General features: G+C 70.8%; 27 protein-coding genes. 11 read left to right on the top strand and 16 right to left on the bottom strand.

Annotation, left to right across the window (positions count from 1 at the left end; all coding sequences use genetic code 11):
* Window positions 1-547: 547 nt before the first annotated feature.
* A complete protein-coding gene (locus IE140_RS10250) occupies window positions 548-1,201 on the bottom strand; it encodes a DNA-3-methyladenine glycosylase (RefSeq protein WP_093444421.1) in 654 nt (217 codons plus the stop codon).
* 87 nt (window positions 1,202-1,288) lie between these two features.
* Between IE140_RS10250 and IE140_RS10245 the strand changes: the two genes are divergently transcribed.
* The 3 genes from IE140_RS10245 to IE140_RS10235 all read left to right on the top strand — a co-directional run bounded on the left by IE140_RS10245 (window position 1,289) and on the right by IE140_RS10235 (window position 3,355).
* Window positions 1,289-2,071, top strand: a complete 783-nt coding sequence (locus IE140_RS10245) for a sporulation protein (RefSeq protein WP_032769970.1) — start codon at window positions 1,289-1,291, stop codon at window positions 2,069-2,071.
* A 96-nt stretch (window positions 2,072-2,167) separates the two neighbouring features.
* Window positions 2,168-2,704, top strand: coding sequence for a YbhB/YbcL family Raf kinase inhibitor-like protein (locus IE140_RS10240; protein WP_006123545.1), 537 nt, complete (start codon window positions 2,168-2,170; stop codon window positions 2,702-2,704).
* 138 nt (window positions 2,705-2,842) lie between these two features.
* Window positions 2,843-3,355: an HNH endonuclease gene (locus IE140_RS10235; protein ID WP_030586321.1), complete on the top strand. Its 513-nt coding sequence runs from the start codon at window positions 2,843-2,845 to the stop codon at window positions 3,353-3,355.
* 62 nt (window positions 3,356-3,417) lie between these two features.
* Here the strand turns inward: IE140_RS10235 and IE140_RS10230 are convergent, their stop codons facing one another.
* The 4 genes from IE140_RS10230 to IE140_RS10215 all read right to left on the bottom strand — a co-directional run bounded on the left by IE140_RS10230 (window position 3,418) and on the right by IE140_RS10215 (window position 6,747).
* Window positions 3,418-4,191, bottom strand: coding sequence for a sulfite exporter TauE/SafE family protein (locus IE140_RS10230; RefSeq protein ID WP_373296152.1), 774 nt, complete (start codon window positions 4,189-4,191; stop codon window positions 3,418-3,420).
* Window positions 4,192-4,269: 78 nt separating this feature from the next.
* The gene (locus IE140_RS10225) at window positions 4,270-5,250 is read right to left on the bottom strand and encodes an SPFH domain-containing protein (RefSeq protein WP_032761334.1); all 981 of its coding nucleotides are present in this window, start codon (window positions 5,248-5,250) and stop codon (window positions 4,270-4,272) included.
* A gap of 164 nt (window positions 5,251-5,414) precedes the next feature.
* Window positions 5,415-5,843 carry an NfeD family protein gene (locus IE140_RS10220; protein WP_093444422.1) on the bottom strand — a complete coding sequence of 143 codons (429 nt, stop codon included), beginning with the start codon at window positions 5,841-5,843 and terminating at the stop codon, window positions 5,415-5,417.
* Between the two features lie 106 nt (window positions 5,844-5,949).
* The gene (locus IE140_RS10215) at window positions 5,950-6,747 is read right to left on the bottom strand and encodes an ABC transporter ATP-binding protein (protein WP_150197633.1); all 798 of its coding nucleotides are present in this window, start codon (window positions 6,745-6,747) and stop codon (window positions 5,950-5,952) included.
* A 144-nt stretch (window positions 6,748-6,891) separates the two neighbouring features.
* Between IE140_RS10215 and IE140_RS10210 the strand changes: the two genes are divergently transcribed.
* Window positions 6,892-7,677 carry an Rv1486c family protein gene (locus tag IE140_RS10210; protein WP_032761338.1) on the top strand — a complete coding sequence of 262 codons (786 nt, stop codon included), beginning with the start codon at window positions 6,892-6,894 and terminating at the stop codon, window positions 7,675-7,677.
* Window positions 7,678-7,962: 285 nt separating this feature from the next.
* On the opposite strand, the gene IE140_RS10205 is transcribed toward IE140_RS10210, so the two are convergent.
* The 3 genes from IE140_RS10205 to IE140_RS10195 form a co-directional block, all read right to left on the bottom strand.
* Window positions 7,963-8,214 (bottom strand): chaplin family protein, encoded by a 252-nt coding sequence (locus IE140_RS10205; protein ID WP_093444423.1) that lies wholly within the window; start codon window positions 8,212-8,214, stop codon window positions 7,963-7,965.
* 147 nt (window positions 8,215-8,361) lie between these two features.
* A complete protein-coding gene (locus IE140_RS10200) occupies window positions 8,362-9,006 on the bottom strand; it encodes a response regulator (RefSeq protein ID WP_150197634.1) in 645 nt (214 codons plus the stop codon).
* A complete protein-coding gene (locus IE140_RS10195) occupies window positions 8,999-10,144 on the bottom strand; it encodes a GAF domain-containing sensor histidine kinase (RefSeq protein ID WP_093444424.1) in 1,146 nt (381 codons plus the stop codon). The genes IE140_RS10200 and IE140_RS10195 overlap by 8 nt, the downstream gene beginning before the upstream one ends.
* 243 nt (window positions 10,145-10,387) lie before the next feature.
* On the opposite strand from IE140_RS10195, the gene IE140_RS10190 reads away from it, so the two are divergent.
* The 3 genes from IE140_RS10190 (at window position 10,388) to IE140_RS10180 (ending at window position 13,415) form a co-directional block, all read left to right on the top strand.
* On the top strand, window positions 10,388-11,110 hold the full coding sequence (locus tag IE140_RS10190) for an SDR family NAD(P)-dependent oxidoreductase (RefSeq protein ID WP_189460293.1): 723 nt from the start codon (window positions 10,388-10,390) through the stop codon (window positions 11,108-11,110).
* Window positions 11,107-12,366 (top strand): S-adenosylmethionine:tRNA ribosyltransferase-isomerase, encoded by a 1,260-nt coding sequence (locus IE140_RS10185; protein WP_189460291.1) that lies wholly within the window; start codon window positions 11,107-11,109, stop codon window positions 12,364-12,366. The genes IE140_RS10190 and IE140_RS10185 overlap by 4 nt, the downstream gene beginning before the upstream one ends.
* Before the next feature lie 272 nt (window positions 12,367-12,638).
* Window positions 12,639-13,415, top strand: a complete 777-nt coding sequence (locus IE140_RS10180) for a transglycosylase SLT domain-containing protein (RefSeq protein WP_006123564.1) — start codon at window positions 12,639-12,641, stop codon at window positions 13,413-13,415.
* Between the two features lie 93 nt (window positions 13,416-13,508).
* On the opposite strand, the gene IE140_RS10175 is transcribed toward IE140_RS10180, so the two are convergent.
* Window positions 13,509-16,124 (bottom strand): ABC transporter ATP-binding protein/permease, encoded by a 2,616-nt coding sequence (locus IE140_RS10175; protein ID WP_150193818.1) that lies wholly within the window; start codon window positions 16,122-16,124, stop codon window positions 13,509-13,511.
* Window positions 16,125-16,493: 369 nt separating this feature from the next.
* Here IE140_RS10175 and serB point away from each other — a divergent pair, with 369 nt between their 5' ends.
* A complete protein-coding gene (gene serB, locus IE140_RS10170; protein ID WP_150193817.1) occupies window positions 16,494-17,798 on the top strand; it encodes a phosphoserine phosphatase SerB in 1,305 nt (434 codons plus the stop codon).
* An 82-nt stretch (window positions 17,799-17,880) separates the two neighbouring features.
* Here serB and IE140_RS10165 read toward each other — a convergent pair whose 3' ends face one another.
* From IE140_RS10165 to IE140_RS10155, 4 genes are all read right to left on the bottom strand, one after another.
* Window positions 17,881-18,399 carry a SixA phosphatase family protein gene (locus IE140_RS10165; RefSeq protein ID WP_109178081.1) on the bottom strand — a complete coding sequence of 173 codons (519 nt, stop codon included), beginning with the start codon at window positions 18,397-18,399 and terminating at the stop codon, window positions 17,881-17,883.
* Window positions 18,400-18,491: 92 nt separating this feature from the next.
* On the bottom strand, window positions 18,492-18,698 hold the full coding sequence (locus tag IE140_RS10160; RefSeq protein WP_010070308.1) for a hypothetical protein: 207 nt from the start codon (window positions 18,696-18,698) through the stop codon (window positions 18,492-18,494).
* Between the two features lie 147 nt (window positions 18,699-18,845).
* Entirely contained in the window at window positions 18,846-18,962 is a 117-nt protein-coding gene (locus IE140_RS36385; protein WP_006123569.1) for an SGM_5486 family transporter-associated protein, read from the bottom strand.
* 17 nt (window positions 18,963-18,979) lie between these two features.
* A complete protein-coding gene (locus IE140_RS10155) occupies window positions 18,980-20,278 on the bottom strand; it encodes a CynX/NimT family MFS transporter (RefSeq protein ID WP_150193816.1) in 1,299 nt (432 codons plus the stop codon).
* Window positions 20,279-20,405: 127 nt separating this feature from the next.
* Between IE140_RS10155 and IE140_RS10150 the strand changes: the two genes are divergently transcribed.
* Entirely contained in the window at window positions 20,406-21,080 is a 675-nt protein-coding gene (locus IE140_RS10150) for a FadR/GntR family transcriptional regulator (RefSeq protein ID WP_150193815.1), read from the top strand.
* Window positions 21,081-21,105: 25 nt separating this feature from the next.
* Here the strand turns inward: IE140_RS10150 and IE140_RS10145 are convergent, their stop codons facing one another.
* From IE140_RS10145 to fabG, 3 genes are all read right to left on the bottom strand, one after another.
* Window positions 21,106-21,477, bottom strand: coding sequence for a hypothetical protein (locus IE140_RS10145; RefSeq protein ID WP_093444428.1), 372 nt, complete (start codon window positions 21,475-21,477; stop codon window positions 21,106-21,108).
* 175 nt (window positions 21,478-21,652) lie between these two features.
* Window positions 21,653-22,420, bottom strand: coding sequence for an enoyl-ACP reductase FabI (gene fabI / locus IE140_RS10140; protein WP_093444429.1), 768 nt, complete (start codon window positions 22,418-22,420; stop codon window positions 21,653-21,655).
* Window positions 22,421-22,425: 5 nt separating this feature from the next.
* The gene (fabG, locus tag IE140_RS10135) at window positions 22,426-23,145 is read right to left on the bottom strand and encodes a 3-oxoacyl-[acyl-carrier-protein] reductase (RefSeq protein ID WP_030813927.1); all 720 of its coding nucleotides are present in this window, start codon (window positions 23,143-23,145) and stop codon (window positions 22,426-22,428) included.
* 239 nt (window positions 23,146-23,384) lie between these two features.
* Between fabG and IE140_RS10130 the strand changes: the two genes are divergently transcribed.
* On the top strand, window positions 23,385-24,908 hold the full coding sequence (locus tag IE140_RS10130) for a TldD/PmbA family protein (RefSeq protein WP_150193814.1): 1,524 nt from the start codon (window positions 23,385-23,387) through the stop codon (window positions 24,906-24,908).
* A complete protein-coding gene (locus IE140_RS10125) occupies window positions 24,905-26,299 on the top strand; it encodes a metallopeptidase TldD-related protein (protein WP_093444432.1) in 1,395 nt (464 codons plus the stop codon). The genes IE140_RS10130 and IE140_RS10125 overlap by 4 nt, the downstream gene beginning before the upstream one ends.
* Window positions 26,300-26,366 lie beyond the last annotated feature (67 nt).

Below are 26,366 nucleotides of genomic sequence, written 5' to 3'. Positions count from 1 at the left end.
CAAAACGGCCGGAGACGGGGTATCAACATATCTGGCGTTGACTTTTGGCACGCTGTTGAGTTCTCAAGGAACGGACGCTTCCTTCGGTCCCGTATCACCGGGGCCCTCCGGGCGCTTCCCTTCGTTTTACTTCTTTGTCTTGCTGTCTTGCGTTTCCGACTCTATCAGACTCTTTCGTGTCCGATTCCCGGTCGAAGCGGGCCGTGCAGTTTCGCTTTCCAGGTTTTTCGCTTTCGCGCTTTCCCTTTCCGGCGGTTCCAACTTTACCAGACTCTTTTTCGTTCCGTTTCCGGTCCGAATTCGATTTCCGGTGGCCCGTGGAGTGGCCTTGCCTTTCGGCGCGTCCACTACGTTAACCGATTCTCTTGGCAGCTCATAATCGAGCTGATAGGGCGAATTACGGGCATGCCGAATTCGCACCCGCCAGGGTGAGTCGTCGGTAGTGGTGTGGCCGCTTCGAGTGGCTCGGTCCGGTCCGATGGACTGTGCCGAGAGCTGTACCCGTGTCAAGCGGCTCGGACTACATTAGGCGTCCGCCGAGGGCGCGTCAAGTCGCCTTGCGGCTGGGCCGACGGCGCGGAGCGTGGGCGCGGTACGGGCTCACCGTGGGGTCTCCCTCGATCCAGAAGCGCCACGGCTGGTGGGCTCCGTCGCCGCCCACTCCGGTGCGGGGGCCGCTCCGTACGAGGTCACGGGGCGGTGGGGTGCCGTAAAGGATGGACAGCGCCGAGGTGGGGCCGCCGAAGAGGTCGCTGCCGTTCAGGTCGCGGTCGACGTCGAGGGCGGTGGCGAGACGGGCCGGGCCTTTGGCCAGTTCCTTGTCGTTGCGGGCCGAGCTGCGCCGGTCTCGGGCCAGGTGGGCGCCGACGTTGATCTCGCCGGCCCGGAGCAGGACTCCACTGGCGTGGCCGTCCGGGCCGCAGACCAGGTTGAGGCAGTGCCACATCCCGTACGTGAAGTAGACGTACGTGTGGCCGGGTGGGCCGAACATCACGCCGTTGCGGGCGGTGCGGCCTCGGAAGGCGTGCGAGCCGGGGTCGATCTCGCCCGCGTACGCCTCCACCTCGGTCAGGCGCAGCTCGATCGTGCCCCCCGGCTCCCGGCGTACGAGGGTGCGGCCCAGCAGGTCGGGGGCGACCTCCAGGACGTCGCGGGCGAAGAAGTCCCGCGTCAGTGGAGTGCGGTCGGGGCTTTTGGTCATGGGGTCCGAGGGTACTGGGATCGCTCCGGCGGGAACCGGCTACCGTCGTGGCGCGTATGTAGGGGTCAGAACCAAGAAGGAGTGACTATGGGCTTCAAGCGGCTGCTCGCGAGCATGGGTGCCGGCGGTGCCTCGGTGGAGACCGAGCTCACCGAGGTGAATGTCGTCCCCGGTGGGGTCGTCCAGGGCGAGGTGCGGATCCAGGGCGGTTCGGTCGCCCAGCAGATCGAGGGACTCAACGTCGGACTCCAGGCGCGGGTCGAGGTGGAGAGCGGCGACCAGGAGACCAAGCAGGACATCGAGTTCACCAAGCTGAACCTCGGCGGCGCCTTCGAGGTGCAGGCGGGCGCGGTGCATGTGGTGCCGTTCGGTCTGGAGATCCCGTGGGAGACGCCGATCACGATGTTCGGCGGCCAGCAGCTGCGCGGCATGAACATCGGTGTGACCACCGAGCTGGAGATCGCCCGGGCACTGGACTCCGGTGACCTGGACCCCATCAACGTGCACCCGCTGCCGGCCCAGGAGGCCATCCTCAACGCCTTCCGGCAGCTCGGCTTCGGATTCCGCAGCGCGGACATGGAGCGGGGCCACATCCGGGGGACGCGTCAGCGGCTGCCGTTCTACCAGGAGATCGAGTTCGTCCCGCCGACGCAGTACCGCGGGCTGAACCAGGTGGAGCTGACCTTCGTCGCCGACGACCGGGAGATGGACGTCGTCCTGGAGATGGACAAGAAGCCGGGGCTGTTCAGCGAGGGCAGCGACTCCTACCGGGCGTTCAAGGTCGGGCTGCACGACTACCAGCAGACCGACTGGGCGGCGTACCTCAACCAGTGGCTCGCCCAGGTCGGCGGCCAGCGCAACTGGCTCTAGGCGCGGCGGTACGCCCTCCGGAGCGGGGGGGGCGTACGTACGCCCCCTACAGTCGGGGGAGGAAGGCAGACGAACCGATCAGGAGAGGTGCCAGACGTGACCGAGCCGAACAGGGCCCCGCTGCCGCACGACTTCCATCCGGAGGTGCCGGCGTTCACCGTGGTGAGCGACGACCTCGCGCCCGGGGCCGTGCTGGGTGACGCCCAGGTGCTTGCGGCCGGGAACACTTCGCCGCAGCTGCGGTGGGAGGGTTTCCCCGAGGGGACCAAGAGCTTCGCCGTGACGTGCTTCGACCCGGACGCGCCGACGGGCAGCGGGTTCTGGCACTGGGTGCTCTTCGACCTCCCGGTGTCGGTGACCGAGCTGCCGGCCGGTGCGGGCAGCGGGGAGTTCAAGGGGCTGCCGGAGGGCGCCGTCCAGGCGCGCAACGACTACGGGTCGAAGGATTTCGGCGGCGCCGCGCCGCCGGCCGGCGAGAACCACCGGTATGTGTTCACCGTGTACGCGGTGGACACCGAGAAGCTCGGGATCGACAGTGATTCCTCGCCCGCGGTGGTCGGGTTCAACCTCCGGTTCCACACGCTCGGGCGTGCGCAGCTGATCGGTGAGTACCGGGCTCCCGCCGGCGATTAGTTCGTCTGCTGTTTGCCCTGCTCTGGTCTTGGAGAGATCAGAGCAGGGCATTTTTTATTGCGTTGTCCATCGCGGCCTGCCCAGCCAGAGTTGATCCGGGCCTGCCAGGGGGCGGGCGGCACACGGGAGGTGGGCGGGATGCGTGACACGCTGGTTCTCAACGCGAGCTTCGAGCCGCTGTCGACAGTGACGCTCAACCGTGCGGTGGTCCTGATCCTGACGGACAAGGCCGTCGTCGAGCAGTCGCATCCCGAACTCCGTATGCGTGGTGCCGCCGTGGACATTCCGGCGCCCCGGGTGATCAGGCTCTGCCGGTACGTACGGGTGCCGTTCCGAAGACAGGCCCCGTGGTCCAGAAGGGGTGTGCTGATACGGGACCAGCACCGGTGCGCGTACTGCGGGCGGCGGGCGTCCACCGTCGACCACGTGGTGCCGCGTGCCCAGGGCGGGCAGGACACCTGGCTGAACACGGTGGCCTCCTGCGCCGAGGACAACCACCGCAAGGCGGCCCGTACGCCGGAGCAGGCGGGGATGCCGTTGCTGAAGCAGCCGTTCGTCCCCTCCCCCGCCGAGGCGATGCTGCTGGCGATGGGGGCCGGTGACCGGGCGGAGCTGCCCGAGTGGCTGGACCGGGCGGCGGCAGCGGCTTAGTCGACGTACGCCTGATGACGTAGAGGTGGGCCCGTCCCCGGTGGGGGCGGGCCCACCGTCTGTCAGCGGAGCAGCAGCTGGACGATGGCCACCGTGCCGACGGCGACGATGAGGGCGCGCAGGACGGTGGGGCTCAGGCGGCGGCCGACCTTGGCGCCTATCTGGCCGCCGATGGCCGAGCCGACCGCGATGAGGACGACGGCCGTCCAGTCGAAGTGGGCGACGAAGAGGAAGAACAGCGCGGCGATGCTGTTGACGACTGCGGCCAGGACGTTCTTGACGGCGTTGAGGCGCTGCATCGTGTCGTCGAGCAGCATGCCCATCAGGGAGAGGTAGATGATCCCCTGGGCGGCGGTGAAGTAGCCGCCGTAGACGCTGGCGAGCATCAGGCCGGTGAACAGGAGCGGGCCGCCGTCGGTGCGGGCCACGGTGCCGGTGTGTTCACGGCGGCGCTGCACGGCTTTGCTGATGCGTGGTTGCAGGATCACCAGGACGAGCGCCATGGCGACCAGGACCGGGACGATCGTCTCGAAGGCCGTGGTGGGCAGGGCGAGCAGGAGCGTGGCTCCGGTGAGGCCGCCGATGGCGGCTCCGATGCCCAGTCTGATGATCCGGCGGCGCTGGCCGGCGAGTTCCCTGCGGTAGCCGATGGCTCCGCTGATGGAGCCGGGGATGAGGCCCAGCGCGTTGGAGACCGTCGCGGTGACCGGGGGGAGGCCGGTGGCGAGCAGGACGGGGAAGGTGATCAGGGTGCCGGAGCCGACGATCGTGTTGATCGTGCCGGCTCCGACTCCGGCCGCGAAGACGGCGAGTATTTCCCAGATGGACAAGGCCATCTCCTTCGGTGGTCAGTGACGCCTCCCCGCCGTGAAGGTCGAGGGGCCTCACTGATCATGCACGAAGGGGTTTCCGGGTCAGGAGACCGGGGGTTCCTCGCGTCGTTCCATCGCGGGGGCCGGGATGCCGCCCTTGGGGCCGCCGCCGTTGCCGCCGTCGCCGCCGGTGTTGAAGCCGGGTACGCCGCCGCCGAGGTTGCCGAAGGCTCCGCTGAGGCCCTTGAGGGCGTCGCCGATCTCGCTGGGCACGATCCAGAGCTTGTTGGCGTCGCCCTCGGCGATCTTCGGGAGCATCTGCAGGTACTGGTACGAGAGAAGCTTCTGGTCCGGGTCTCCGGCGTGGATGGCCTCGAAGACCGTGCGGACGGCCTGGGCTTCACCCTCGGCGCGCAGGGCGGCGGCCTTGGCCTCACCCTCGGCGCGCAGGATCGCGGACTGCTTCTCACCCTCGGCGGTGAGGATCTGGGACTGCCGGATGCCCTCGGCGGTGAGGATCGCGGCGCGCTTGTCGCGGTCGGCGCGCATCTGCTTCTCCATCGAGTCCTGGATGGAGGTGGGCGGCTCGATCGCCTTGAGCTCGACGCGGTTGACGCGGATGCCCCACTTGCCGGTCGCCTCGTCGAGGACGCCGCGCAGGGCCGCGTTGATCTCCTCGCGGGAGGTGAGGGTCCGCTCCAGGTCCATGCCGCCGATGATGTTGCGGAGGGTGGTGACGGTGAGCTGCTCGATCGCCTGGATGTAGCTGGCCACTTCGTAGGTCGCGGCGCGGGCGTCGGTCACCTGGTAGTAGATGACGGTGTCGATGTTGACGACCAGGTTGTCCTGGGTGATCACCGGCTGCGGCGGGAAGGGCACGACCTGTTCACGGAGGTCGATCCGGTTGCGGATCGAGTCGATGAACGGTACGACGATGTTCAGGCCGGCGTTCAGGGTGCGGGTGTAGCGGCCGAATCGCTCCACGATGGCGGCGCTGGCCTGCGGGATGACCTGAATCGTCTTGATCAGGGCGATGAAGACGAGCACCACCAGAATGATCAGGACGATGACGATCGCATTCATGGTGTCTCTGGTGCCCTTCGGTTGGCCGGTGGATCGCGGTTATCGGGGTCGGTCCTCAGGTGTGTCCGGTGGTCGGTGGGTTGCCGTCCGGGCCGGGGTCTCCGATGATCGACATGATCGACTTCGAGTCTGGCAGACGTGGGCCCGCCCCGTGCGCACTTCGGTCACATGACGACGGCCGTCGCTCCGTCGATGTCGATGACATCGACCTGGGTGCCGGGCTCGAAGACCTGGTCGGGGTCGTAGGAACGGGCGGACCAGACCTCGCCGGCGAGCTTGATGCGGCCGCCGTCGGCCGATACCCGTTCCAGCACGGCCGCTTGACGGCCCTTCAGGGCGTCGATGCCGCTGGCCTGCCCGGTCTGTCCGGCCCGGTGTCTGGCGGCGATCGGGCGCACGACGGCGATCAGCGCGACCGAGACCAGGACGAAGACCAGCACTTGGGCGACGATTCCGCCGCCGAGGGCCGCGACGGCCGATGCGGCCACCGCCCCGACGGCGAACATGCCGAATTCGGGCATCGCGGTCAGGACGAGGGGGATGCCCAGTCCCACCGCGCCGATCAGCCACCACACCCATGCGTCGATGTCCACATGGTCATCGTAGGACTGTCGGTGCGTCACCGACAGGGCGCACGGGGGTCAACTGCGGTGAACCGCCTGCCGGTCGGGGTGAGATGGCCTCGTGCGGCGGCTTCGGTCAGGAGAGCGGGAGGCCGTGGGCGGTGTAGCGGTCGCCTGTGTGCTCGACGATGAGCGGCAGGCCGAAGCAGCGGGAGAGGTTGCGGGAGCTGAGCTCGGTCTCCATGGGGCCGGCGGCGAGGATCTTGCCCTGGCGGATCATCAGGACGTGGGTGAAGCCGGGCGCGATCTCCTCGACATGGTGGGTGACCATGATCATGGAGGGGGCGAAGGGGTCACGGGCGAGACGGCCGAGGCGGCGGACGAGGTCCTCGCGCCCGCCGAGGTCGAGCCCGGCGGCGGGCTCGTCGAGGAGCAGCAGCTCGGGGTCGGTCATCATGGCGCGGGCGATGAGCGTGCGCTTGCGCTCTCCTTCGGAGAGCGTGGCGAACTTGCGGTCCAGGTACTCGGTCATGCCGAGGCGGTCGAGGAAGGCGCGGGCGCGCTCCTCGTCGACGGCCTCGTAGTTCTCGTGCCAGGTGGCGGTCATGCCGTACGCGGCGGTGAGGACGGTCTGCAGGACGGTCTGGCGCTTGGGCAGCTTGTCGGCCATCGCGACGCCCGCCATGCCGATGCGGGGGCGGAGCTCGAAGACGTCGGTGCCGACGCCGCCGAGCTTCTCGCCGAGGACGCTCGCCGTTCCCTTGCTCGGGAAGAGGTAGCTGGACGCGAGGTTGAGGAGGGTCGTCTTGCCGGCGCCGTTGGGGCCCAGGATGACCCAGCGCTCCCCCTCCTTGACCGACCAGGAGACGTCTTCCACCAGAGCGCGTCCGTCGCGGACCACGGATACGTCCACCAGCTCCAGTACATCGCTCATGGCGCGTTGTCTCCCCAAGCAGTCTCGTCGATCGTCGCGTGCCGGTGGGCACGGCTCCCAGGGAAAACCTACGCCACCGCGCGAGTGGTTCGGGCGTGAGGTCCGTACGGCAGGCACGGGCCGGGCGTTCCCTAGGCTGTCGGCATGCTTGTCGAACCACGTTCAGGGTTGTTGGCCGCTTGGGGAAACGCGCTTCTGGCGGGACTCGTCTCGCCGGACGAGGCGGCCCTCGCGATTGTCGGAGAGGACGCGGTGCACCGCGTCGAGGGGTTGCCGGGTGAGGCGGGGCCGGTCGGGCTCACGCTGGCGCTAGGCCGGCTGAGGGGGCTGGGGGCGACCGGTTTCCGGGTGGCGCTGCCGGTGCCGGGGCATCCGCTGGGGCTGAGCGGTCCGCCGGACTTCAACGCGCGGGCGCTGGAGGCGGAGGAGGCCGTGGTCGCATACGGGGTGCCGTACGGGCTGGTGCCGGAGGTGAGCGAGGCCGGGCCGGAGGGGGATCTGCACGTCGAGGTGGTCTGGCGGGTGCTGCCGGTGAGGGAGGCGCCGCCCGCGGATGTGCCGTCGCTGGGCGAGGCGGAGCGGGAGCTGGCGGAGGCGTTGCGGGATGCGACGGCGGTGCTGTCGCGGCTGGACGTGGCCGGTTCCGGGCCGGTGGCGGAGGCGGCGGTGGACGCGTACCGGGCGCGGGTGGAGCGGGGGCGCGAGGTGCTGGCGCCCGGGTATCCGCCGCGGGCGGTGCGGGTGCTGGAGATGGCGCAGCGGGTGGGGCTGCTGGTCTCGGTGGCGTACGAGAACGGGCACGGCGGCGCGGTGAGCGCGTCGGAGATCGCGGCGCGGGGGGAGGCGTTGCGGCCGGTGGAGCGGGTGGCTCGGCGGGCGTTGGTGGCGGCGTACAACGCGTATGTGGAGGGCGGGGAGGTGCGGCGGTAGGGCTGCGGGCCCTTAGTCCTCAGGTGCCGGACGGGCTGGGGGTGCGGTGCCCCGGGCCGGGGGCCTGTTCTGGTGCGGGAGCCCCGCCGTGGGGGGGGCCGTCCTCAAGCGCCGGACGGGCTGGAGTGGGTGCCCGGAGGGCTGGGATAGGACCCCGGGCGGGGAGCCCATTGAGTGCGGGAGCCCCGCCTTGGCGGTTCCGTCCTCAAACGCCGGACGGGCTGGGTGAGGTGCCCGGGCGGGCTGGAACAGTTGGCGCAGCGGGGCTTCCGGCGTCAGGGGTCGTCAGTGGTTCAGGCCCAGGTTGCCGAAGGCCGGGTTGAGGAGGCCCACCACGTTGACCGTGTTGCCGACCACGTTCACCGGGACGGCGACCGGAACCTGCACGAGGTTGCCGCTGGCGACGCCCGGGGAGTTGGTGGCGACGCCGTGGGCGCCGGCACCGCTGTGGCCGGTGGCGGAGGCGGCACCGGCGCCGGCGGCGATGAGCCCGCCCGCGATCATCGTGACGGCGGCGGCCTTCTTCAGGTTCTTCACTTCAGGATCCTCCTAGAAAGGGCTGCGGCAAGCCGCCGCAGCACGCCCTGGAGAACGCCGTGCCGCCCGGAAGGATGCGCCGTTCGGGTGACATACACCCGACAGTATGAATCTCAGTCCGGACGGGAACCGCCGGCGCCGACGACGTCAGCCCACCGCTCCGTGGCGTACCGCCCACAGCGCCGCCTGGGTACGGTCGGCCAGGTCGAGTTTCATCAGGATGTTCGAGACGTGGGTCTTGACCGTCTTCTCGGAGAGGACGAGGGCCCGGGCGATCTCCCGGTTCGAACGGCCGTCCGCGATGAGGCCGAGGACCTCGCGTTCCCGTTCGGTGAGGGTGCTCCCCCGCCCCGTGCCGGTGCCCGTGTCCTCCTGGGCGAGGAGGGCGCCGGCGACCTCGGGCTGGAGCAGGACGTGTCCGGCGTGGACGGAGCGGATCGCCCCCGCCAGGGCGTCGGGGTCGACGTCCTTGTAGACGTAACCGGAGGCTCCGGCGCGCAGGGCGGGGACCACGGTGCGCTGTTCGGTGAAGCTGGTGACGATGAGGACCTTGGCCGGGTTGTCGAGCTCGCGCAGGCGGCGCAGCGCCTCGATGCCGTCGGTGCCGGGCATCTTGATGTCCATGAGCACGACGTCGGGGCGCAGTTCCTCGGTCCGGGCCACGCCCTCCGCACCGTCGGGCGCCTCGCCGACGACCTCTATGTCCTCCTGGATCTCCAGGAAGGTGCGCAGTCCGCGGCGGACCACCTGGTGGTCGTCGACCAGCAGCACCCTGATGATCTTGTCAGCCACCGGGGACCTCCATCTCGATCGTGGCGCCCTTGCCGGGCTCCGATGCAACGGTGAGTCGGCCGCCGACGCTGTTCGCCCGGTGGCGCATGGAGACGAGGCCGAGGTGGCGGCCCGCCCGCCGGACGGCGGTGGGATCAAAGCCGTCCCCGTCGTCGGTGACGCGCAGGACGGTGGCGGGGCCGCGCCGGGCCAGGGTGACGCTCACACGCTCGGCCCCGGAGTGGCGCAGGGCGTTGTGGAGGGCCTCCTGGGCGACCCGGAGCAGCGCTTCCTCCTGCGCGGCGGGCAGCGCGCGCACTCCGCAGCTCTCGAAGGCGACCTCTGCGGTGTGCGCCCGGTCCAGGACCTGGATCTGGGTGCGGAGGGTGGCGATCAGACCGTCCTCGTCGAGGGCGGCCGGTCGCAGCTCCACGACCGCCGCCCGTAGTTCGTCGACGGCTTCGGCGGCGAGGGCGGCGACCTGCTGGAGCTCCCCCTTGGCCCGGCCGGGGTCGCGGTCGACGAGGGCGGCGGCGGCCTGGGCGGTGAGGCGGAGCGAGAACAGCTTCTGGCTGACCGCATCGTGCAGTTCGTGGGCGAGGCGGGAGCGTTCCTCGGCGATGGTCAGCTCGCGGCTGCGTTCGTAGAGGCGGGCGTTGGTGAGGGCGATCGCGGCGTGCTGGGCGAGGATCGAGAGCAGTTCCTCGTCCTCGGCGGTGAAGCCGCAGCCGCCGTCGGGCTTGGGGCACATCTTGTTGGCGAGGAAGAGCGCGCCGATGATCTCGTCGCCGTCCGTGATGGGCAGGCCGAGGAAGTCGGACATGTCGGGGTGGGCGTCGGGCCAGCCCTCGAAACGGGGGTCCTCGCGGACGTCGGCGAGGCGTTCGGGCTTCGCCTGGTGGAGCATCGCGGCGAGGATGCCGTGCTGGCGGGGCAGCGGGCCGATGGCCTTCCACTGTTCGTCGCTGACGCCGTCGACCACGAACTGGGCGAAGCCGCCGTGGTCGTCCGGGACGCCGAGGGCCGCGTACTGGGCGTCGAGCAGCTCGCGGGCGGAGGCGACGATCGTCTTCAGGACGTCGCCCACTTCGAGGTGCCGGCTCATGGCGAGCAGCGCGGCACTCACCGCGGCGAGGCCCGACGGTGGGCGATGACTCATGGGATCACCGTACCGGCGGGGGCCGGGCCGTCGTATCGGGCCCGGGTCGGGGCCCGGTGGGCGGGGGCCTAGGCCCGGGCCGGGCGAGCCCTCGGCCGGAGGTCGTAGGACCTCCCGGGACCTACGCCGAAGTGCCGGGTACGGGTGCGGCTCCAGGGCGAGGCGCCGTGCGGCCGGGTCTTCCTACGGTGAAGTCGCCGGGGTCTCCCGGTGGACGCCGAGGGTACGAAGGGGACGGTCACCATGCCGGTCGCGATGATCACGGGTGGTTCGAAGGGGCTGGGACGGGCGTTGGCTCAGGTGCTGGCCGGGGAGGGCTGGGATCTGGTGCTGGACGCCCGGACCGCCGGGGTGCTGGAGGAGACGGCGCGGGAGCTGCGCGAGCGGTACGGGGCGCGGGTGATGGCGGTCCCCGGGGACGTCACGGATGCGGCGCACCGGGCGGATCTGGTGGCGGCGGCCGGTTCGCTGGGCGGGCTCGACCTGTTGGTGAGCAACGCGAGCGTGCTGGGCGCGGAGCCGCTGGTACGGCTGGACGTGCTGCCGCTGGAGGGGCTCAGGCGGGCGCTGGAGACGAATGTGGTGGCGGCGCTCGGTCTCGTACAGGAGGCGTTGCCGCTGCTGCGGGTCTCGGAGGCGGGGGCGGTGGTGGTGGTCAGCTCGGACGCGGCGGCGGAGCCGTATCCGACGTGGGGCGGTTACGGGGCGTCGAAGGCGGCGCTGGACCAGCTGGCGGCGGTGCTGGGCGAGGAGGAGCCGGGGCTGCGGGTGTGGGCCGTCGACCCGGGTGACATGGCGACGGACCTGTACGCCGCGGCGGTGCCGGAGGACGCGGATCCGCGGCCGTCGCCGGAGAGCGTGGTACCGGCGTTCCTGCGGCTGGTGCGGGAGCGGCCCGCCGGCGGCCGGTACGCGGCTCCGGCCCTGCTGGAGGGGCCGGCGGGGCAGGGCGGGGGTGCGCGATGACCGCGCGGGGGCGGTGCGGGAGCGGCGACGTGGCCCTCGTCGTGCCGGGGGCGGGCGGGGAACCGTCCGACTCGTCCGGCCCGGGTGGGGCGGGGACGGCGGCGGGCGCGGATTCTCCGGACCTGGACGCGCGCCCGGCCGGGGCCGGGACCGGTCCGGTCGACGGGGTCACCTCGCTGGAGGCCCTGCGGGTGCCGGACGCCTTGTCGGCTCGGGTGCCGGCCGAGCAGCGTGGGGCGGGGCGTGATGACGTGCGGCTGCTCGTGTCCCGGGGGCGTTCCGTGGCGCACCATGCGTTTCGGGAGCTGCCGGAGCAGCTGCGGCGCGGTGACGTGCTGGTGGTGAACACGTCCATGACGTTGCCCGCCGCGGTGAACGGGCGGGTCGGCGGGGAGCGGGTCGTCGTGCACTTCTCGACGCGGGGTGCGGACGGGCGGTGGGCGGTGGAGCTGCGGGCGCCTGTCGGGGCGGGTGTCACCGGGCCGCGGCGCGGGGGTCCGGCGGGGACGGTGGTGCGGCTGCCGGGCGGGCGGGCCCTGGTGCTGGAGGATCCGCTGGGGCCCTCGGCCGGGGCCCGGCTGTGGTGGGCGCGGGTGCCGGAGGCGGTGCCGGAGCTGCTGCGGCGGTACGGGCGGCCCATTCGGTACGGGTACACGGATCGGGATCAGCCGCTGTCGGCGTACCGGACGGTGTTCGCGGTTCCCTCCCCGGACGGCAGCGGTTCGGCGGAGATGCCGAGCGCCGCGCGTCCCTTCACGGTCCCGCTGGTGGCGGAGCTGGTGCGCCGGGGGGTGCTGTTCGCTCCGCTGTCCCTGCATACGGGGGTGGCCTCGGCGGAGGCGCACGAGCCGCCGTACCCGGAGCGGTTCGCGGTGCCGGCGGCGACCGCCTGGCTGGTGAACGCCGTGCGGGCGGCGGGAAGCGGGCGGGTGGTCGCGGTGGGGACGACGGCCGTGCGGGCGCTGGAGTCGGCGGTGGGCCCGGACGGGGTGGTGCGGCCCGCCGAGGGGTGGACGGACCTCGTGGTGACGCCGCGGCGGGGGGTGCGGGTGGTGGACGGGCTGCTGACCGGGCTGCACGAGCCCCAGGCCTCGCATCTGCTGATGCTGGAGGCGGTGGCGGGGCGCGAGGCGCTGCGCCATGGGTACGAGGCGGCGCTCCAGGAGCGGTACCTCTGGCATGAGTTCGGGGACGTCCACCTCATCCTGCCGGATGAGGAACGTAACGCTCCGAATTGCTTCAGCAACGAGTGGTGAGACTGTTACCTGGCCGATGTGAGCCCAGGCATAGGGTGCACATCACTTACGAACGTACCTAGTGGGCCCATAAGGGCGTTTTGAGCAGGAGCGCACGAGGGTCATTTCGGGCGAACAGGACCCTTCTCCACTACCCGGCTTCGTACGTCACACCTTTGCCACAGCATTTTGCTGCCGCTAAGAATTGCTCTCGTCCCCGACGGAGGTACGCATCACCGCCTCCGGTCTCGTCCTCCGTGAGGACACCTGAGCATTCGAAGAGGTAGCCCTACATGTCTGCGACTCGCATTCCCAGTCGTCTCCGTCGTCTTAACAAGGTCCAGAAGATCTCCGTGGCCGGTGTGTCGGCCCTGGGCGTCGCCGCCCTGACCTTCTCGCTCGTCCCGTCGAACGCCGATGCCGAGATTGCCCCGCAGGCGGCAGCCGCCGCTGCGCCCGTGGCCTTCACCAACGCCACGGGAACCGCCCAGGCCAAGACCGTGCAGAACAGCATGATCGAGCAGCACTCCACCGCCGAGAAGCTGGTGAAGGCCGCCGACGCCGCCAAGGCGAAGGCCGCCGCCGAGACCAAGGCCAAGGCGGCGAAGGCGAAGGCCGCGTCCGAGGCGAAGGCCAAGGCCGCCGCCGACGCGAAGGACAAGGCCGAGAAGGCCGCCAAGGCCAAGGCGGACGCGAAGAAGCGCGCGTCCGAGAAGGCCAACCGCTCCACCGCGCGCAAGCCCGTCTACGCCAACAACCTGGACGGCTGGATCCGCGAGGCCATGGCGATCATGAAGAAGGAAGGCATCCCCGGTTCCTACGAGGGGATCCACCGCAACATCATCCGTGAGTCCAGCGGTAACCGTTGGGCGATCAACAACTGGGACATCAACGCCCGCAACGGCGTCCCGTCCAAGGGTCTGCTCCAGGTGATCCAGCCGACCTTCGACCGCTACCACGTGGCGGGCACCAAGAAGGACCTGTACGACCCGGTCGCCAACATCGTCGCCGCCTGCAACTACGCGGCCGACCGCTACGGCTCCATGGACAACGTGAACAGCGCGTACTGATCCGCCGGGTCTCCGCTTCTCCGAGACCAGCCGTACGCACGCCGAAGGCCGGCACCCCCGCGGGGGTGCCGGCCTCGGTGTCGTACCCGGTCCTTACTTGCGCATGACCTCGGGCTCGTGGCGGCGCAGCAGGCGCGCGACCGCGACGGCGCAGACGAGGCCGATCACCAGAAGCACGAAGATGTTGATCCCCCACTGGGTCGCCGTGGCCTCCCAGAGCGGGTCCAGGTCGGTCGGGTTCTTCGGGTCCCACGGCGGCATCAGGTGGGCCAGGTCCAGCGTGCTGCCGGCCGCGGCAACGCCCCAGCGGGACGGCATCAGCCAGGTGAGCTGCTCCAGGCCGGGGGTGCCGTACACCTGGAAGAGGACGCCGGTGAACACCAGCTGGACGATCGCGAACATGACCAGCAGGGGCATGGTCATCTCGGAGGTCTTGACCATCGCGGAGATCATCAGGCCGAACATCATCGAGGTGAACCCGAGGGCCACGATCGAGATGCAGATCTCGACGGCCGGAGGCATGAACAGCCCCTCCTCCGGCAGATCACGGACGGCGAAGCAGATGCCGCAGAGGATGACGCTCTGGAAGGCCGTGATCACGCCGAGGACGATCACCTTGGACGTCAGATAGGCCGAGCGGGAGAGGCCGGTGGCCCGTTCCCGTTCGTAGATCACGCGTTCCTTGATCAGTTCTCGTACGGAGCTGGCCGATCCGGCCAGGCAGATGCCGACCGCGAGGATCAGCAGGATCATTCCGGCCTTGCCGTTGAACTGGGTCGGCGGGGTGGGCGGGGCCAGCCCGAAGTCCGCCGGGATGACCGCGGCCAGCACACCGATCACCGCGGGCAGCGCCACCATCAGGCCGAGGAAGGCCTTGTCGGAGGCGATCACGGAGGTGTACCGGCGCACCAGGGTCCACAGCTGTGTACCCCAGCTCTGCGCCTTCGGGGGCCTCATCTGCTGGGGCGGGGGCATGTTGACCGGCTGGGCCGCGACCGCGTCGATGTCGGCGGCGTACATCTGGTAGTGCTGCGAACCGCGCCAGCGGCCCGCCCAGTCGTAGTCGCGGTAGTTCTCGAAGGCGGAGAAGACGTCGGCCCAGCTGGTGTAGCCGAAGAAGTTCAGCGCCTCCTCCGGCGGACCGAAGTAGGCGACGGAACCGCCGGGCGCCATCACGAGGAGCTTGTCGCAGATCGCCAGCTCGGCGACCGAGTGCGTGACCACGAGCACGGTGCGGCCGTCGTCGGCGAGGCCGCGCAGCAGCTGCATGACATCGCGGTCCATGCCCGGGTCGAGGCCGGAGGTCGGCTCGTCCAGGAAGATCAGCGACGGCTTGGTGAGCAGCTCCAGGGCGACCGAGACGCGCTTGCGCTGGCCGCCGGAGAGCGAGGTGATCTTCTTGTCCTTGTGGATGTCGAGCTTGAGCTCGGCGAGGACCTCGGTGATCCGGGACTGGCGCTCGGCCTCGGTGGTGTCCGCGGGGAAGCGGAGCTTGGCCGCGTACTTGAGGGCCTTGGCGACGGTCAGTTCCTTGTGCAGGATGTCGTCCTGCGGGACCAGACCGATGCGCTGGCGGAGCTCGGCGAACTGCTTGTACAGGTTCCGGTTGTCGTAGAGGACGTCACCCTGGTTGGCGGGCCGGTAGCCGGTGAGCGCCTTGAGCAGGGTGGACTTTCCGGAACCGGACGGGCCGATGACCGCGATCAGCGACTTCTCGGGGACGCCGAAGGAGACGTCCTTGAGGATCTGCTTGCCGCCGTCGACCGTCACCGTGAGGTGGCGGGCGGAGAAGGAGACCTCACCGGTGTCGACGAACTCTTCCAGCCGGTCGCCGACCAGCCGGAACGTCGAGTGGCCGACGCCGACGATGTCGTTCGGGCCGATGAGGGCCGAGCCGGACTTGTGGAGCGGCAGACCGTTGACGTACGTGCCGTTGTGCGAGCCGAGGTCGCGGATCTCGAAGCGGCCGTCGGGCGTCGCGTGGAACTCGGCGTGGTGGCGGGAGACCTGGAGGTCGGAGACGACCAGTTCGTTCTCCAGCGCGCGACCGATGCGCATGACCCGGCCGAGGGCCAGCTGGTGGAACGTGGTGGGGCTGCGGTCGCCGTAGACCGGCGGCGCCCCCGCGGCATCGCCCTGTCCGGGTCCGCCCTGCTGCCCGGGGTTCTGCTGGTGCGGCACGTTCTGGTGCACGGGCTGCTGGTGCGGGACCTGCTGCTGGGGGGCCTGCGGCTGCTGCCAGGCCTGCTGCTGGGCAGGGGCCTGGTGGTGCGCCGGCGCCTGGTGCTGGGCGGGCGCCTGCTGTCCGTGCCAGCCCGCGGCGCCGCCCTGGGGCTGCTGGTGGGGCTGGTGCGCCGGGGCCTGCTGCGCGCCGGCCGCCTGGCCGCCGGCCACGCCGGCTCCCGCGGCGGCGCTGAGGCTCACCCGGGGCCCGTCGGTGGCGTTGCCCAGGTGCAGCACCGAACCGGCGCCGAGCTCCACCTGCTGGATGCGTCGGCCCTGCACATAGGTGCCGTTGGTGCTGCCGTGGTCCTCGATGGACCAACTCCGGCCGTTCCAGCTGATCGTGGCGTGCCGCCACGACACTCTGGCGTCGTCGATCGTCAGGTCGCCCTGCGGATCACGTCCAAGGGTGTACGACCTGGACGGATCGAGCGTCCAGGTGCTGCCATTCAATTCCAGTACGAGTTCCGGCACTCCGCGCCCCACTAGTTGTCCCCCGTGATACCCCCGTCGCAGGGAGTCTAGGGATGCTGAACATCGTGGGGAACTATTCCAGGACCTGTCCCCGATCCGAAAGTCGGGCGGGTGAAGAGCGCGGGGAGACCTGCGCGAACACCCCGACAGCGGGGGGGGTGAAAAGGTCCCGGACACCACCAAGGTCGAGCGAATGGTTGGTTATCGCCCAGAAGATCTCCAGTGACGCGATATCGGAAGATACGAGACAGCCGACGCGGCCGGGCGCAAGACGCGTACCGGCCAGATCCGGACGCGTCGTCGGCGGTACCGGTGGGATTCCGTCCGGTACTCGGGACGGGCGGCCGGAGGAGAGGGCGGGACCGATACGGTGGAAGCACCATGAGCGCATCTCAGCCACCTGAGCACCCCTCCTCTTCTGAGCCCTCTGAGTCCCTTGAGCCCCTCGGGCCCCGTCGGGTCGGCGGGACCGGCGACGGGCCCCCTCCGGGCAGCGACGCACCCACGCTGCTGGTCAAGATCTTCGGCAAGGACCGTCCCGGTATCACCGCCGGGCTCTTCGACACCCTCGCCGCGTACGCGGTCGACGTCGTGGACATCGAGCAGGTCGTCACCCGTGGCCGCATCGTGCTGTGCGCCCTGGTCACCGCGCCCACGGCGGGCGGGACGACCGAGGGTGACCTGCGGGCGACCGTGCACAGCTGGGCCGACTCCCTGAAGCTGCAGGCCGAGATCATCTCCGGCATCGGTGACAACCGGCCCCGCGGTGACGGCCGTTCCCATGTGATGGTGCTGGGGCACCCGCTCACCGCCGAGTCGACCGCCGCCATAGCGGCCACCATCACCTCGACCGGCGGGAACATCGACCGTATCTTCCGGCTGGCGAAGTACCCGGTCACCGCCGTCGAGTTCGCGGTGTCGGGGACCGGGACCGCGGAGCTGCGGACCGCGCTCGCGACCGAGGCCGCCGAGATCGGCGTGGATGTCGCGGTGGTCTCGGCCGGGCTGAGCCGGCGGGCCCAGCGGCTGGTGGTCATGGACGTCGACTCCACGCTGATCCAGGACGAGGTGATCGAGCTCTTCGCCGCGCACGCGGGCTGCGAGGACAAGGTCGCCGAGGTGACCGAGCAGGCGATGCGTGGCGAGCTGGACTTCGAGCAGTCGCTGCACGCCCGGGTCGCGCTGCTGGCCGGGCTGGACGCGTCGGTGGTGGACAAGGTCCGCACCGAGGTACGGCTCACCCCCGGCGCCCGCACCCTGATCCGTACGCTGAAGCGGCTCGGCTACCAGGTCGGCGTCGTCTCCGGCGGTTTCACCCAGGTCACGGACGACCTGAAGGAGCGGCTCGGCCTGGACTTCGCCTCGGCCAACACCCTGGAAGTGGTGGACGGCAAGCTCACCGGCCGGGTCGTCGGCGAGGTGGTGGACCGGGCGGGCAAGGCCCGGCTGCTGCGCAGCTTCGCCGAGCAGGCGGGCGTACCACTGGACCAGACGGTGGCGATCGGGGACGGGGCGAACGATCTCGACATGCTGAACACCGCCGGGCTCGGCGTCGCGTTCAACGCCAAGCCGCTGGTCCGCGAGGCGGCGCACACCGCGGTGAACGTGCCGTTCCTGGACACCGTGCTCTATCTGCTCGGCATCACCCGGGAAGAGGTCGAGGCGGCGGACGGGCTCGTCGACTGAACCCGTCCGAGCGCGCGCACAGGGCCCCGGCACCGCAGTGGTGCCGGGGCCCTGTGCGCGTGCTCAGTGGTTCTGCGCGTGATCAGTCGTTCGGGGTCCAGTACTCCGTGAGTCTGCCCGCCCCGTGCTCCACGCTCTTCCAGGAGCCGGGGAACTCCACCACGGCGTAGGCGGCGGTGGGGAAACCGTCCCGGGTCATCCGGGCCAGGGTGTCGCCCTCTGCCGAGCCGGAAAGGGCGTCGGCGGCCCCGTGCATTCCGGGGTTGTGGCCGATGACCAGGAGGTTGCGCACGTCGTCGGGGGTCTCGTTGAACAGGGCGATCAGGTCGCCGAGGGAGGCCTCGTACAGCCTCTCCTCATAGACGGTCCGGGGGCGCTGGGAGAATTCATGGACCGCCAGCTTCCAGGTCTCCCGTGTCCTGGCGGCACTGGAGCAGAGGGCCAGATCGAAGTCGATGCCGGAATCGGCGAGCCTGCGGCCGGCGACGGGCGCGTCCTTTCGGCCGCGCTCGGCCAGCGGGCGCTCATGGTCGGAAGCCTGTGACCATTCCGCCTTGGCATGCCGGAGAAGGACGATCCTGCGAGGTGTCTCGACGCTCATACATCTCAGCTTCGCATGAAACGCGCCCTACGGCGCAGGGTGTTGACGGGCTCGTCCGGACAGTTCACGCGCTGGTCCGGGGCGGCTCCGGCTCAGCGGAACAGCAGCTGGTAGGTGCGCTCGATCAGCTGTCCGAGCGCGGGGTCGGCGGTGGCGGCCTGGGCCTGTCCGGGGCTGAGGATCATCAGCAGCAGCGCGGCGAAGACGACGGCGGGCAGGGCGACCGCCCACCAGGGCAGCCGGATCTCGACACCGTCGGCGGCCGGTCGGTGGGACCTGGTGTGCGTCGGTGCCGGCATGTGCGCCTCCGTCAAGTCATCGGGTCGTTACCGAAGAACCTACGGAACGGGGACGGCCGGTCCCATCCGGTGATCCACCCACTTCACCCTGACCCTGGCCCCCTAGGGGAAGGTGGGGCTAGCCCCACCCTCGGGGGTTCGGGGGCGTCAGGGCGAGGCGATCGTGGCGATGACACCGATGACGACGGTGACGAGAAGCATCGCGCCGAACACGAGGAGAAGCTTCTTCTGGCCGTTCTGGGGATTCGGATCGAGCACTGGCATGAGGCCAGTGTCGCATCTCAGCACTCGTCCTCGATCGTCCGGTCCCGGCCGGCGAGGATCCCGGCCACCATCTGGGGAATCATGAGGCCCGCCATCAGGGCGATCGGCAGCCCCCAGCCGCCGCTGTGCTGGTAGAGCACGCCGACCAGCAGCGGGCCGGGGATCGAGAGCAGGTAGCCGGTGGACTGGGCGAAGGCGGAGAGCCGGACCACACCCGCGCCGGACCGCGCCCGCATGCCGATCATGGTGAGGGCGAGCGGGAAGGCGCAGTTGGCGACCCCGAGGAGCAGGGCCCAGGCCCAGGCTCCGGCGGCGGGCGCGAGGTAGAGGCCGCTGTAGCCGATCAGGCCGCACAGACCGAGGACGACGACGATGGGGCCCTGGTTCTTGAGCCGGGAGGCGACCCGGGGGATGACGAAGGCCAGCGGGACGCCCATCGCCATGGTGACCGCGAGCAGGAGTCCGGCCGTGCCGGCGGAGACCCCGGCGTCGCGGAAGATCTGCGGCATCCAGCCCATGGTGATGTACGCGGCGGTGGCCTGGAGCCCGAAGAAGCAGGCGAGGCCCCAGGCGGTCCGGCTGCGGGTGATCTTCAGGGCCGGCGCCTCGGTGGCGTTCGCGGCGACCGGCGCCGGCTGCCCGGGGGCCGGGGTGCGGTCGCGCACGAGCACGATCCAGGGCAGTACGGCGACGGCGGCGAGCACGGCCCAGACGACCAGGCCCGTCTGCCAGCTGCCGCCCAGCGCCCCGGTGACGGGGACGGTGAGGGCGGCGGCCAGGGCGGTGCCGAGGGCCAGGGCCATGGAGTAGAGGCCGGTCATGGTGCCGACGCGGTCGGGGAACCAGCGCTTGACGATCACCGGCATCAGGATGTTGCTGACGGCGATGCCCATCAGGGCCAGGGCGCTGGCGGCCAGGAACCCGGCGGTGGAGCCGATGTACGGGCGGACGACCAGGCCCACGGCGATCGCGGCCATGCCCGCGCAGACGACGGCGCCCGCGCCGAAGCGGCGGGCGAGGCGCGGCGCCATGACGCCGAAGACGGCGAAGCACAGGGGCGGTACGGAGGTGAGGACGCCGGCCACGCTGCCGCTCATGTGCAGCCCTTCGCGGACCTCTTCGAGGAGGGCGCCGAGGCTGGTGATGGCGGGGCGGAGGTTGAGCGCGGCCAGGACGAGCCCCACGGCGATGAGGCGCAGCAGCCACGGCGAGGGCCCCTCGGCGGCTCCGGGGAGCGCCCCGGCCCGGCTGTCGTGGGGCGTGCGCGCGATGGCCTCGCGGTTCAGGGTCGGGGTCTGCGTCTCGTCGTCCGGCATGGAGCCATCATAGAATCATGGGATGATTGATTGTCCAATCCGGCCATAGCCCGGCATCCCCCGCACGCGTTGAGAGAATGCGGGAGAGAATCCGGCCCGGACCTCAAGCTCACGAGCAAGGAGCACCATGGCGCTGACGTCTCCTCGGCGTTCGGCACTCTCCGACCAGGTGATCGCCCAGTTGCGGAACCAGATCACCTCGGGCGAGTGGCCGGTCGGCTCGCGGATTCCGACCGAGCCCGAGCTGGTCGAGCAGCTGGGCGTGGCCCGTAACACCGTCCGAGAGGCCGTGCGGGCGCTCGCGCACAACGGGCTGCTGGACATCCGGCAGGGCTCCGGCACGTATGTGATCGCCACGAGCGAGCTGGCCGGGGTGATGCACCGCAGGTTCGCGGCGGCCGACCCCCGGCATGTCGCGGAGCTGCGCTCGACGCTGGAGTCGTCGGCGGCCCGGCTGGCGGCGGTCCGGCGCACGGACCGGGATCTGCGGCAGCTGGACGCGTTGATGGCGCGCCGGGAGGGGGCCTGGGAGTCGGGTGACGCGGAGGCGTTCGTGGCGGCGGACGCGACGCTGCACCTGGCGGTCGTCGCCGCCTCGCACAACGACGTCCTGACCGGGCTCTACGCCGACCTCGGGGATCTGCTGCGCGACTATCTGCGCGGCGACGTGGGCCCCGAGCTGCGACCGGAGAACCACATGGACCACGGCCGGCTGGTCGAGGCGATCCGGGCCGGGGACGCGGAGACGGCGGCCGCCGAGGCGGCGAGCCACGCGCTGCACTGCCTGACGGACCGGGTGTAGCACCCGGCGCGGCTCGGGGTCTCGCTCACAACGGGGCGGGGCGGTGGCTGACCCAGGCGGTGGTGACCTCTTTCCAGCAGCGGTCCTCCAGCCGTACGGTCCGGCCGGGCTCCACCGCGACCACCTCGCCGTCCGCGTCGACGTCCCACCACCGGTCGCACTCGGTGTGCAGCCGGACCAGGTCGACGGAGGGGTACGGGTTGTGGCAGTACGCGACGACCCGGGAGCCCTCGACGGTCGTACGGCACTCCGAGCCGGCCGGTTCGGGCTTCGGGGGCGCCGTTCCCGTACCGGAGTCGGCTCCCCTGGCGGCGTGGACGCCCAGGGGTACGGCGAGGGCGGCGACGGCCACCGGTACGGCCAGGAGGAGACGGGTTCGTCGACGCGTGGGGCGCACAGCAGTCTCCCTCCCGCAGCCTGACCAGAAGTCCGGTTCCTCCTTATTCTGTGGTGGGTCGGCCGGTTTTTCGACCGGAGCGACCACGCACGGCGACGGCCCCCGGTCGCGCCACCGCCTCCGTGTGCGGGAGGGGTGACGCGGCCGGGGGCCGTTCAGCTGACGCAGTGCGCGGTCAGGCGCCCATCATGTGCACGCCGCTGTCGACGTGGATGATCTCGCCCGTGGTGCGCGGGAAGAAGTCGGAGAGCAGGGCGACGATGCTGCGGCCGGCCGGCTCCGGGTCGTTCATGTCCCAGGCCAGCGGGGCGCGGGTGTTCCAGACGTCGGCCAGCTCCTCGAAGCCCGGGATGGACTTGGCGGCCATGGAGCGCAGCGGTCCGGCGGAGATCAGGTTGCAGCGCAGCCCGTCCTTGCCCAGGTCACGGGCGAGGTAGCGGGAGGTGGCCTCCAGCGCGGCCTTGGCCGGGCCCATCCAGTCGTACTGCGGCCAGGCGTACTGGGCGTCGAAGGTGAGGCCGACGATCGAGCCGCCCTCGCTCATCAGCGGCTTGCAGGCCATGGCCAGCGACTTCAGCGAGAACGCCGAGACGTGCATCGCGGTGGCGACGGACTCGAACGGGGTGCTGAGGAAGTTGCCGCCGAGCGCGTCCTGCGGCGCGAAGCCGATGGAGTGGACGACGCCGTCGAGCGAACCGAGCTCCTCGCGGACCAGGCCCGCCAGCCGGTCCAGGTGCTCCTGGTTGGTCACGTCCAGCTCGATGACCTTGGCCGGCTTCGGCAGCTTCTTGGCGATGCGCTCGGTCAGGGTGGGACGCGGGAAGGCCGTCAGGATGACCTCGGCGCCCTGCTCCTGGGCCACCTTCGCGGCGTGGAACGCGATGGACGACTCCATCAGCACCCCGGTGATGAGGATGCGCTTGCCGTCGAGAATTCCGCTCATGGTGATCAGTGACCCATGCCCAATCCGCCGTCAACGGGAATGACGGCTCCAGTGATGTACGACGCGTCGTCGGAGGCGAGGAACCGCACGGCGGCGGCGATCTCCTCGGGCCGCGCGTAGCGGCCGAGCGGCACCTGGGCCACGATGCCCTTGCGCTGCTCCTCGGTGAGCACCTGGGTCATGTCGGTGTCGACGAAACCGGGGGCGACGACGTTGAAGGTGATGTTCCGCGAACCGAGTTCACGGGCCAGCGACCGGGCGAAGCCGACCAGCCCGGCCTTGGAGGCGGCGTAGTTGGCCTGACCGGCCGAGCCGAGGAGGCCGACGACGGAGGAGATCAGGACGACGCGGCCCTTCTTGGCGCGCAGCATGCCGCGGTTGGCACGCTTGACGACCCGGAAGGTGCCGGTGAGGTTGGTGTCGAGGACGGAGGTGAAGTCCTCCTCCGACATCCGCATCAGCAACTGGTCCTTGGTGATGCCCGCGTTGGCGACGAGCACCTCCACGGGACCGTGCTTGTCCTCGATCTCCTTGTAGGCCTGCTCCACCTGTTCGGCGTCGGTGATGTCGCAGCGGACCGCGAGGACACCGGCTTCGGTGAGGGCCTGAGGGGGCTCGCCGGAGCGGTAGGTGATCGCGACCTGGTCGCCGTTGTCGGCGAAGGCGCGGGCGATGGCGAGGCCGATGCCCCGGTTTCCTCCGGTGACGAGAACCGAGCGGCTCAACGGATCACCCTTTCCTTGGCGGTCTGGTGCGTGTTCCCGGGCGGTCGGGTACGTCGAAAACCTATCGGTACCGTGCTCCGATCGGGGAATCGGGCCCTGACAGTGGCTTGTCCGGGGTGCTGTGGGGTTCCTACAGTCCGCGCCCGATGCGTGGCCGGCCCACGCGTCCGCGATATCCCCCGGTGCGGTCACCCTCCGGCGTGGTTCACTGCCGAGGTGTATCGAGAAGGGAACTCCCTGTGCCCCACGAGGTAGATCAGTCATTCCTGGCCCTGCCGTCGCGCGCGCTGGCCGACGCGGCGCTCGCCCGAGCGCGGGCCCTCGGCGCGACGCACGCCGACTTCCGGCTGGAGCGGGTCCGCAGCGCCACCTGGCGGCTGCGGGACGCGCGGCCCGCCGGGGCGTCCGACAGCACGGACCTCGGGTACGCGGTGCGCGTGGTGCACGGCGGGGCCTGGGGGTTCGCGTCCGGGGTCGATCTGACGATGGACGCGGCCGCGAAGGTGGCCTCGCAGGCGGTGGCGATGGCGAAGCTGTCGGCGAAGGTGATCGCGGCGGCCGGCTCGGACGAGCTGGTGGAGCTGGCGGACGAGCCGTCGCACGGTGAGCGGACCTGGGTCTCGGCGTACGACGTCGACCCCTTCTCCGTACCGGACGAGGAGAAGGCGGCGCTGCTCGCCGAGTGGAGCGGGCGGCTGCTGGGCGCGGAGGGCGTCGCGCATGTGGACGCGTCTCTGATGGCCGTGCACGAGAACAAGTTCTACGCGGACACGGCGGGCACCGTCACCACGCAGCAGCGGGTGCGGATCCACCCGCAGTTCACCGCCGTCGCGGTGGACGGCACGACCGGCGAGTTCGACTCGATGCGCACCATCGCGCCGCCGGTGGGCCGGGGCTGGGAGTATCTGACCGGCACCGGCTGGGACTGGGACGCCGAGCTGGAGCATATCCCCGGGCTGCTGGCGGAGAAGATGCGGGCGCCGAGCGTCGAGGCGGGGGCGTACGACCTGGTCGTCGACCCGTCGAACCTGTGGCTGACGATCCACGAGTCGATCGGCCACGCCACGGAGCTGGACCGGGCGCTCGGGTACGAGGCGGCGTACGCGGGGACCTCGTTCGCCACCTTCGACCAGCTCGGCAAGCTGGCGTACGGCTCCCCCGTGATGAACGTGACCGGCGACCGCACGGCCGAGCACGGGCTCGCGACGATCGGGTACGACGACGAGGGCGTCGAGGCGCAGTCGTGGGACCTGGTGAAGGACGGCACGCTCGTCGGCTACCAGCTGGACCGCCGGATCGCGAAGCTCACCGGGCTCGGCCGCTCCAACGGCTGCGCGTTCGCGGACTCGCCGGGCCATGTCCCCGTCCAGCGCATGGCGAACGTGTCGTTGCGGCCGGATCCGGGCGGGCTCTCCACGGAGGACCTGATCGGCGGGGTCGAGCGCGGGATCTACGTGGTCGGCGACCGGTCGTGGTCCATCGACATGCAGCGCTACAACTTCCAGTTCACCGGGCAGCGGTTCTTCCGCATCGAGAACGGCCGGCTCGCCGGACAGCTGCGCGATGTGGCGTACCAGGCGACGACCACGGACTTCTGGGGCTCGATGGAGAAGGTCGGCGGCCCGCAGACGTACGTACTCGGCGGCGCGTTCAACTGCGGCAAGGCCCAGCCGGGCCAGGTCGCGGCGGTCTCGCACGGCTGCCCCTCCGCCCTCTTCCGGGGCGTCAACATCCTCAACACGACGCAGGAGGCCGGGCGATGAGCCGCGTCAGCAAGCCGTACGAGATCGTCGAGCGGGCTCTGGAGCTGTCCACCACGGACGGTCTGGTGGTCATCGCCGACGAGCAGTCCTCCGCCAATCTGCGCTGGGCGGGCAACGCGCTCACCACGAACGGGGTGACCCGGGGGCGGACCCTGACCGTCGTCGCGACCGTGGACGGGGCCGAGGGGACCGCCTCCGGTGTCGTCTCCCGGTCCGCCGTGACCACCGACGACCTGGAGCCGCTGGTGCGCGCCGCCGAGGCCGCCGCCCGGGGCGCGGGTCCGGCGGAGGACGCGCAGCCGCTGGTGAGCGGGGTGCCCGCATCCCCTGACTTCACGGACGCGCCCGCCGAGACCGGCTCGGAGGTCTTCGCGGACTTCGCCCCGGCGCTCGGCGACGCCTTCGCGCGCGCCCGTTCCGGGGGCCGTGAGCTGTACGGCTTCGCCAACCACGAGCTGACCTCCACCTACGTGGGGACGTCGACGGGGCTGCGGCTGCGCCACGACCAGCCGAACGGGACGCTGGAGCTGAACGCGAAGTCCCCGGACCGGACGCGCTCCGCGTGGGCGGGCCGGGCGACCCGGGACTTCAAGGACGTCGACCCGGCGGCGATGGACGCGGAGCTGTCCCAGCGGCTGGGCTGGGCGGAGCGGCGCATCGAGCTGCCGGCCGGCCGGTACGAGACGCTGCTGCCGCCGACCGCGGTGGCTGACCTGCTGATCTACCAGCTCTGGTCGTCGACCGCGCGGGACGCGGTGGAGGGCCGGACGGTGTTCTCGACGCCGGGCGGCGGGACCCGGCTGGGCGAGCAGCTCACGCCGCTCCCGCTGACCCTGCGCAGCGACCCGCACGCCCCGGGTCTGGAGTCGGCGCCGTTCGTGATCGCCCACTCCTCCGGCGACAGCGGTTCCGTCTTCGACAACGGGCTGCCGCTGGCCCCGACGGACTGGGTCAGGGACGGGAAGCTGGAGCGGCTGACGACGACCCGGCACTCGGCGGGCCTGACCGGCCTCCCGGTCGCCCCGGGCATCGACAACCTGCTCCTGGAGGGCGGCGGCGAGAAGTCGCTGGAGGAGATGGTCGCCGCGACGACCGGGCGGGCGTTGCTGCTGACCTGCCTCTGGTACATCCGCGAGGTGGACCCGGCGACGCTGCTGCTGACCGGGCTGACCCGGGACGGCGTCTATCTGGTCGAGGACGGCGAGGTGGTCGGTGAGGTGAACAACTTCCGGTTCAACGAGTCGCCGGTGGACCTGCTGTCGCGGGCCTCGGAGGCGGGCCGTACGGAGAAGACGCTGCCGCGCGAGTGGGGCGACTGGTTCACCCGGGCGGCGATGCCGGCGCTGCGCATCCCGGACTTCAACATGAGCTCGGTCAGCCTGGGGGTGTGACCCGCCTAGACTGACACGTACATCTCTACCAGGGATCACGTACATCTCTACCAGTCATAAGGAGCAC

The organism is Streptomyces parvus, assembly GCF_014648875.1.
GTDB classification, from domain to species: domain Bacteria; phylum Actinomycetota; class Actinomycetes; order Streptomycetales; family Streptomycetaceae; genus Streptomyces; species Streptomyces parvus.
This window is presented reverse-complemented; position numbering and strand designations above follow the sequence as displayed.

What these genes read in the sequence shown, in the direction of transcription:
- IE140_RS10150 (WP_150193815.1), top strand. Translation starts at nt 20,406, where the DNA reads ATGGCGCTGACGTCTCCTCGGCGTTCGGCACTCTCCGACCAGGTGATC.
- IE140_RS10155 (WP_150193816.1), bottom strand. Translation starts at nt 20,278, where the DNA reads ATGCCGGACGACGAGACGCAGACCCCGACCCTGAACCGCGAGGCCATC.
- IE140_RS10215 (WP_150197633.1), bottom strand. Translation starts at nt 6,747, where the DNA reads ATGAGCGATGTACTGGAGCTGGTGGACGTATCCGTGGTCCGCGACGGA.
- IE140_RS10160 (WP_010070308.1), bottom strand. Translation starts at nt 18,698, where the DNA reads ATGCCGGCACCGACGCACACCAGGTCCCACCGACCGGCCGCCGACGGT.
- IE140_RS36385 (WP_006123569.1), bottom strand. Translation starts at nt 18,962, where the DNA reads ATGCCAGTGCTCGATCCGAATCCCCAGAACGGCCAGAAGAAGCTTCTC.
- IE140_RS10235 (WP_030586321.1), top strand. Translation starts at nt 2,843, where the DNA reads ATGCGTGACACGCTGGTTCTCAACGCGAGCTTCGAGCCGCTGTCGACA.
- IE140_RS10180 (WP_006123564.1), top strand. Translation starts at nt 12,639, where the DNA reads ATGTCTGCGACTCGCATTCCCAGTCGTCTCCGTCGTCTTAACAAGGTC.
- fabI (WP_093444429.1), bottom strand. Translation starts at nt 22,420, where the DNA reads ATGAGCGGAATTCTCGACGGCAAGCGCATCCTCATCACCGGGGTGCTG.
- IE140_RS10185 (WP_189460291.1), top strand. Translation starts at nt 11,107, where the DNA reads ATGACCGCGCGGGGGCGGTGCGGGAGCGGCGACGTGGCCCTCGTCGTG.
- IE140_RS10195 (WP_093444424.1), bottom strand. Translation starts at nt 10,144, where the DNA reads ATGAGTCATCGCCCACCGTCGGGCCTCGCCGCGGTGAGTGCCGCGCTG.
- IE140_RS10165 (WP_109178081.1), bottom strand. Translation starts at nt 18,399, where the DNA reads ATGAGCGTCGAGACACCTCGCAGGATCGTCCTTCTCCGGCATGCCAAG.
- IE140_RS10125 (WP_093444432.1), top strand. Translation starts at nt 24,905, where the DNA reads ATGAGCCGCGTCAGCAAGCCGTACGAGATCGTCGAGCGGGCTCTGGAG.
- IE140_RS10250 (WP_093444421.1), bottom strand. Translation starts at nt 1,201, where the DNA reads ATGACCAAAAGCCCCGACCGCACTCCACTGACGCGGGACTTCTTCGCC.
- IE140_RS10210 (WP_032761338.1), top strand. Translation starts at nt 6,892, where the DNA reads ATGCTTGTCGAACCACGTTCAGGGTTGTTGGCCGCTTGGGGAAACGCG.
- IE140_RS10225 (WP_032761334.1), bottom strand. Translation starts at nt 5,250, where the DNA reads ATGAATGCGATCGTCATCGTCCTGATCATTCTGGTGGTGCTCGTCTTC.
- IE140_RS10230 (WP_373296152.1), bottom strand. Translation starts at nt 4,191, where the DNA reads ATGGCCTTGTCCATCTGGGAAATACTCGCCGTCTTCGCGGCCGGAGTC.
- serB (WP_150193817.1), top strand. Translation starts at nt 16,494, where the DNA reads ATGAGCGCATCTCAGCCACCTGAGCACCCCTCCTCTTCTGAGCCCTCT.
- IE140_RS10190 (WP_189460293.1), top strand. Translation starts at nt 10,388, where the DNA reads ATGCCGGTCGCGATGATCACGGGTGGTTCGAAGGGGCTGGGACGGGCG.
- IE140_RS10245 (WP_032769970.1), top strand. Translation starts at nt 1,289, where the DNA reads ATGGGCTTCAAGCGGCTGCTCGCGAGCATGGGTGCCGGCGGTGCCTCG.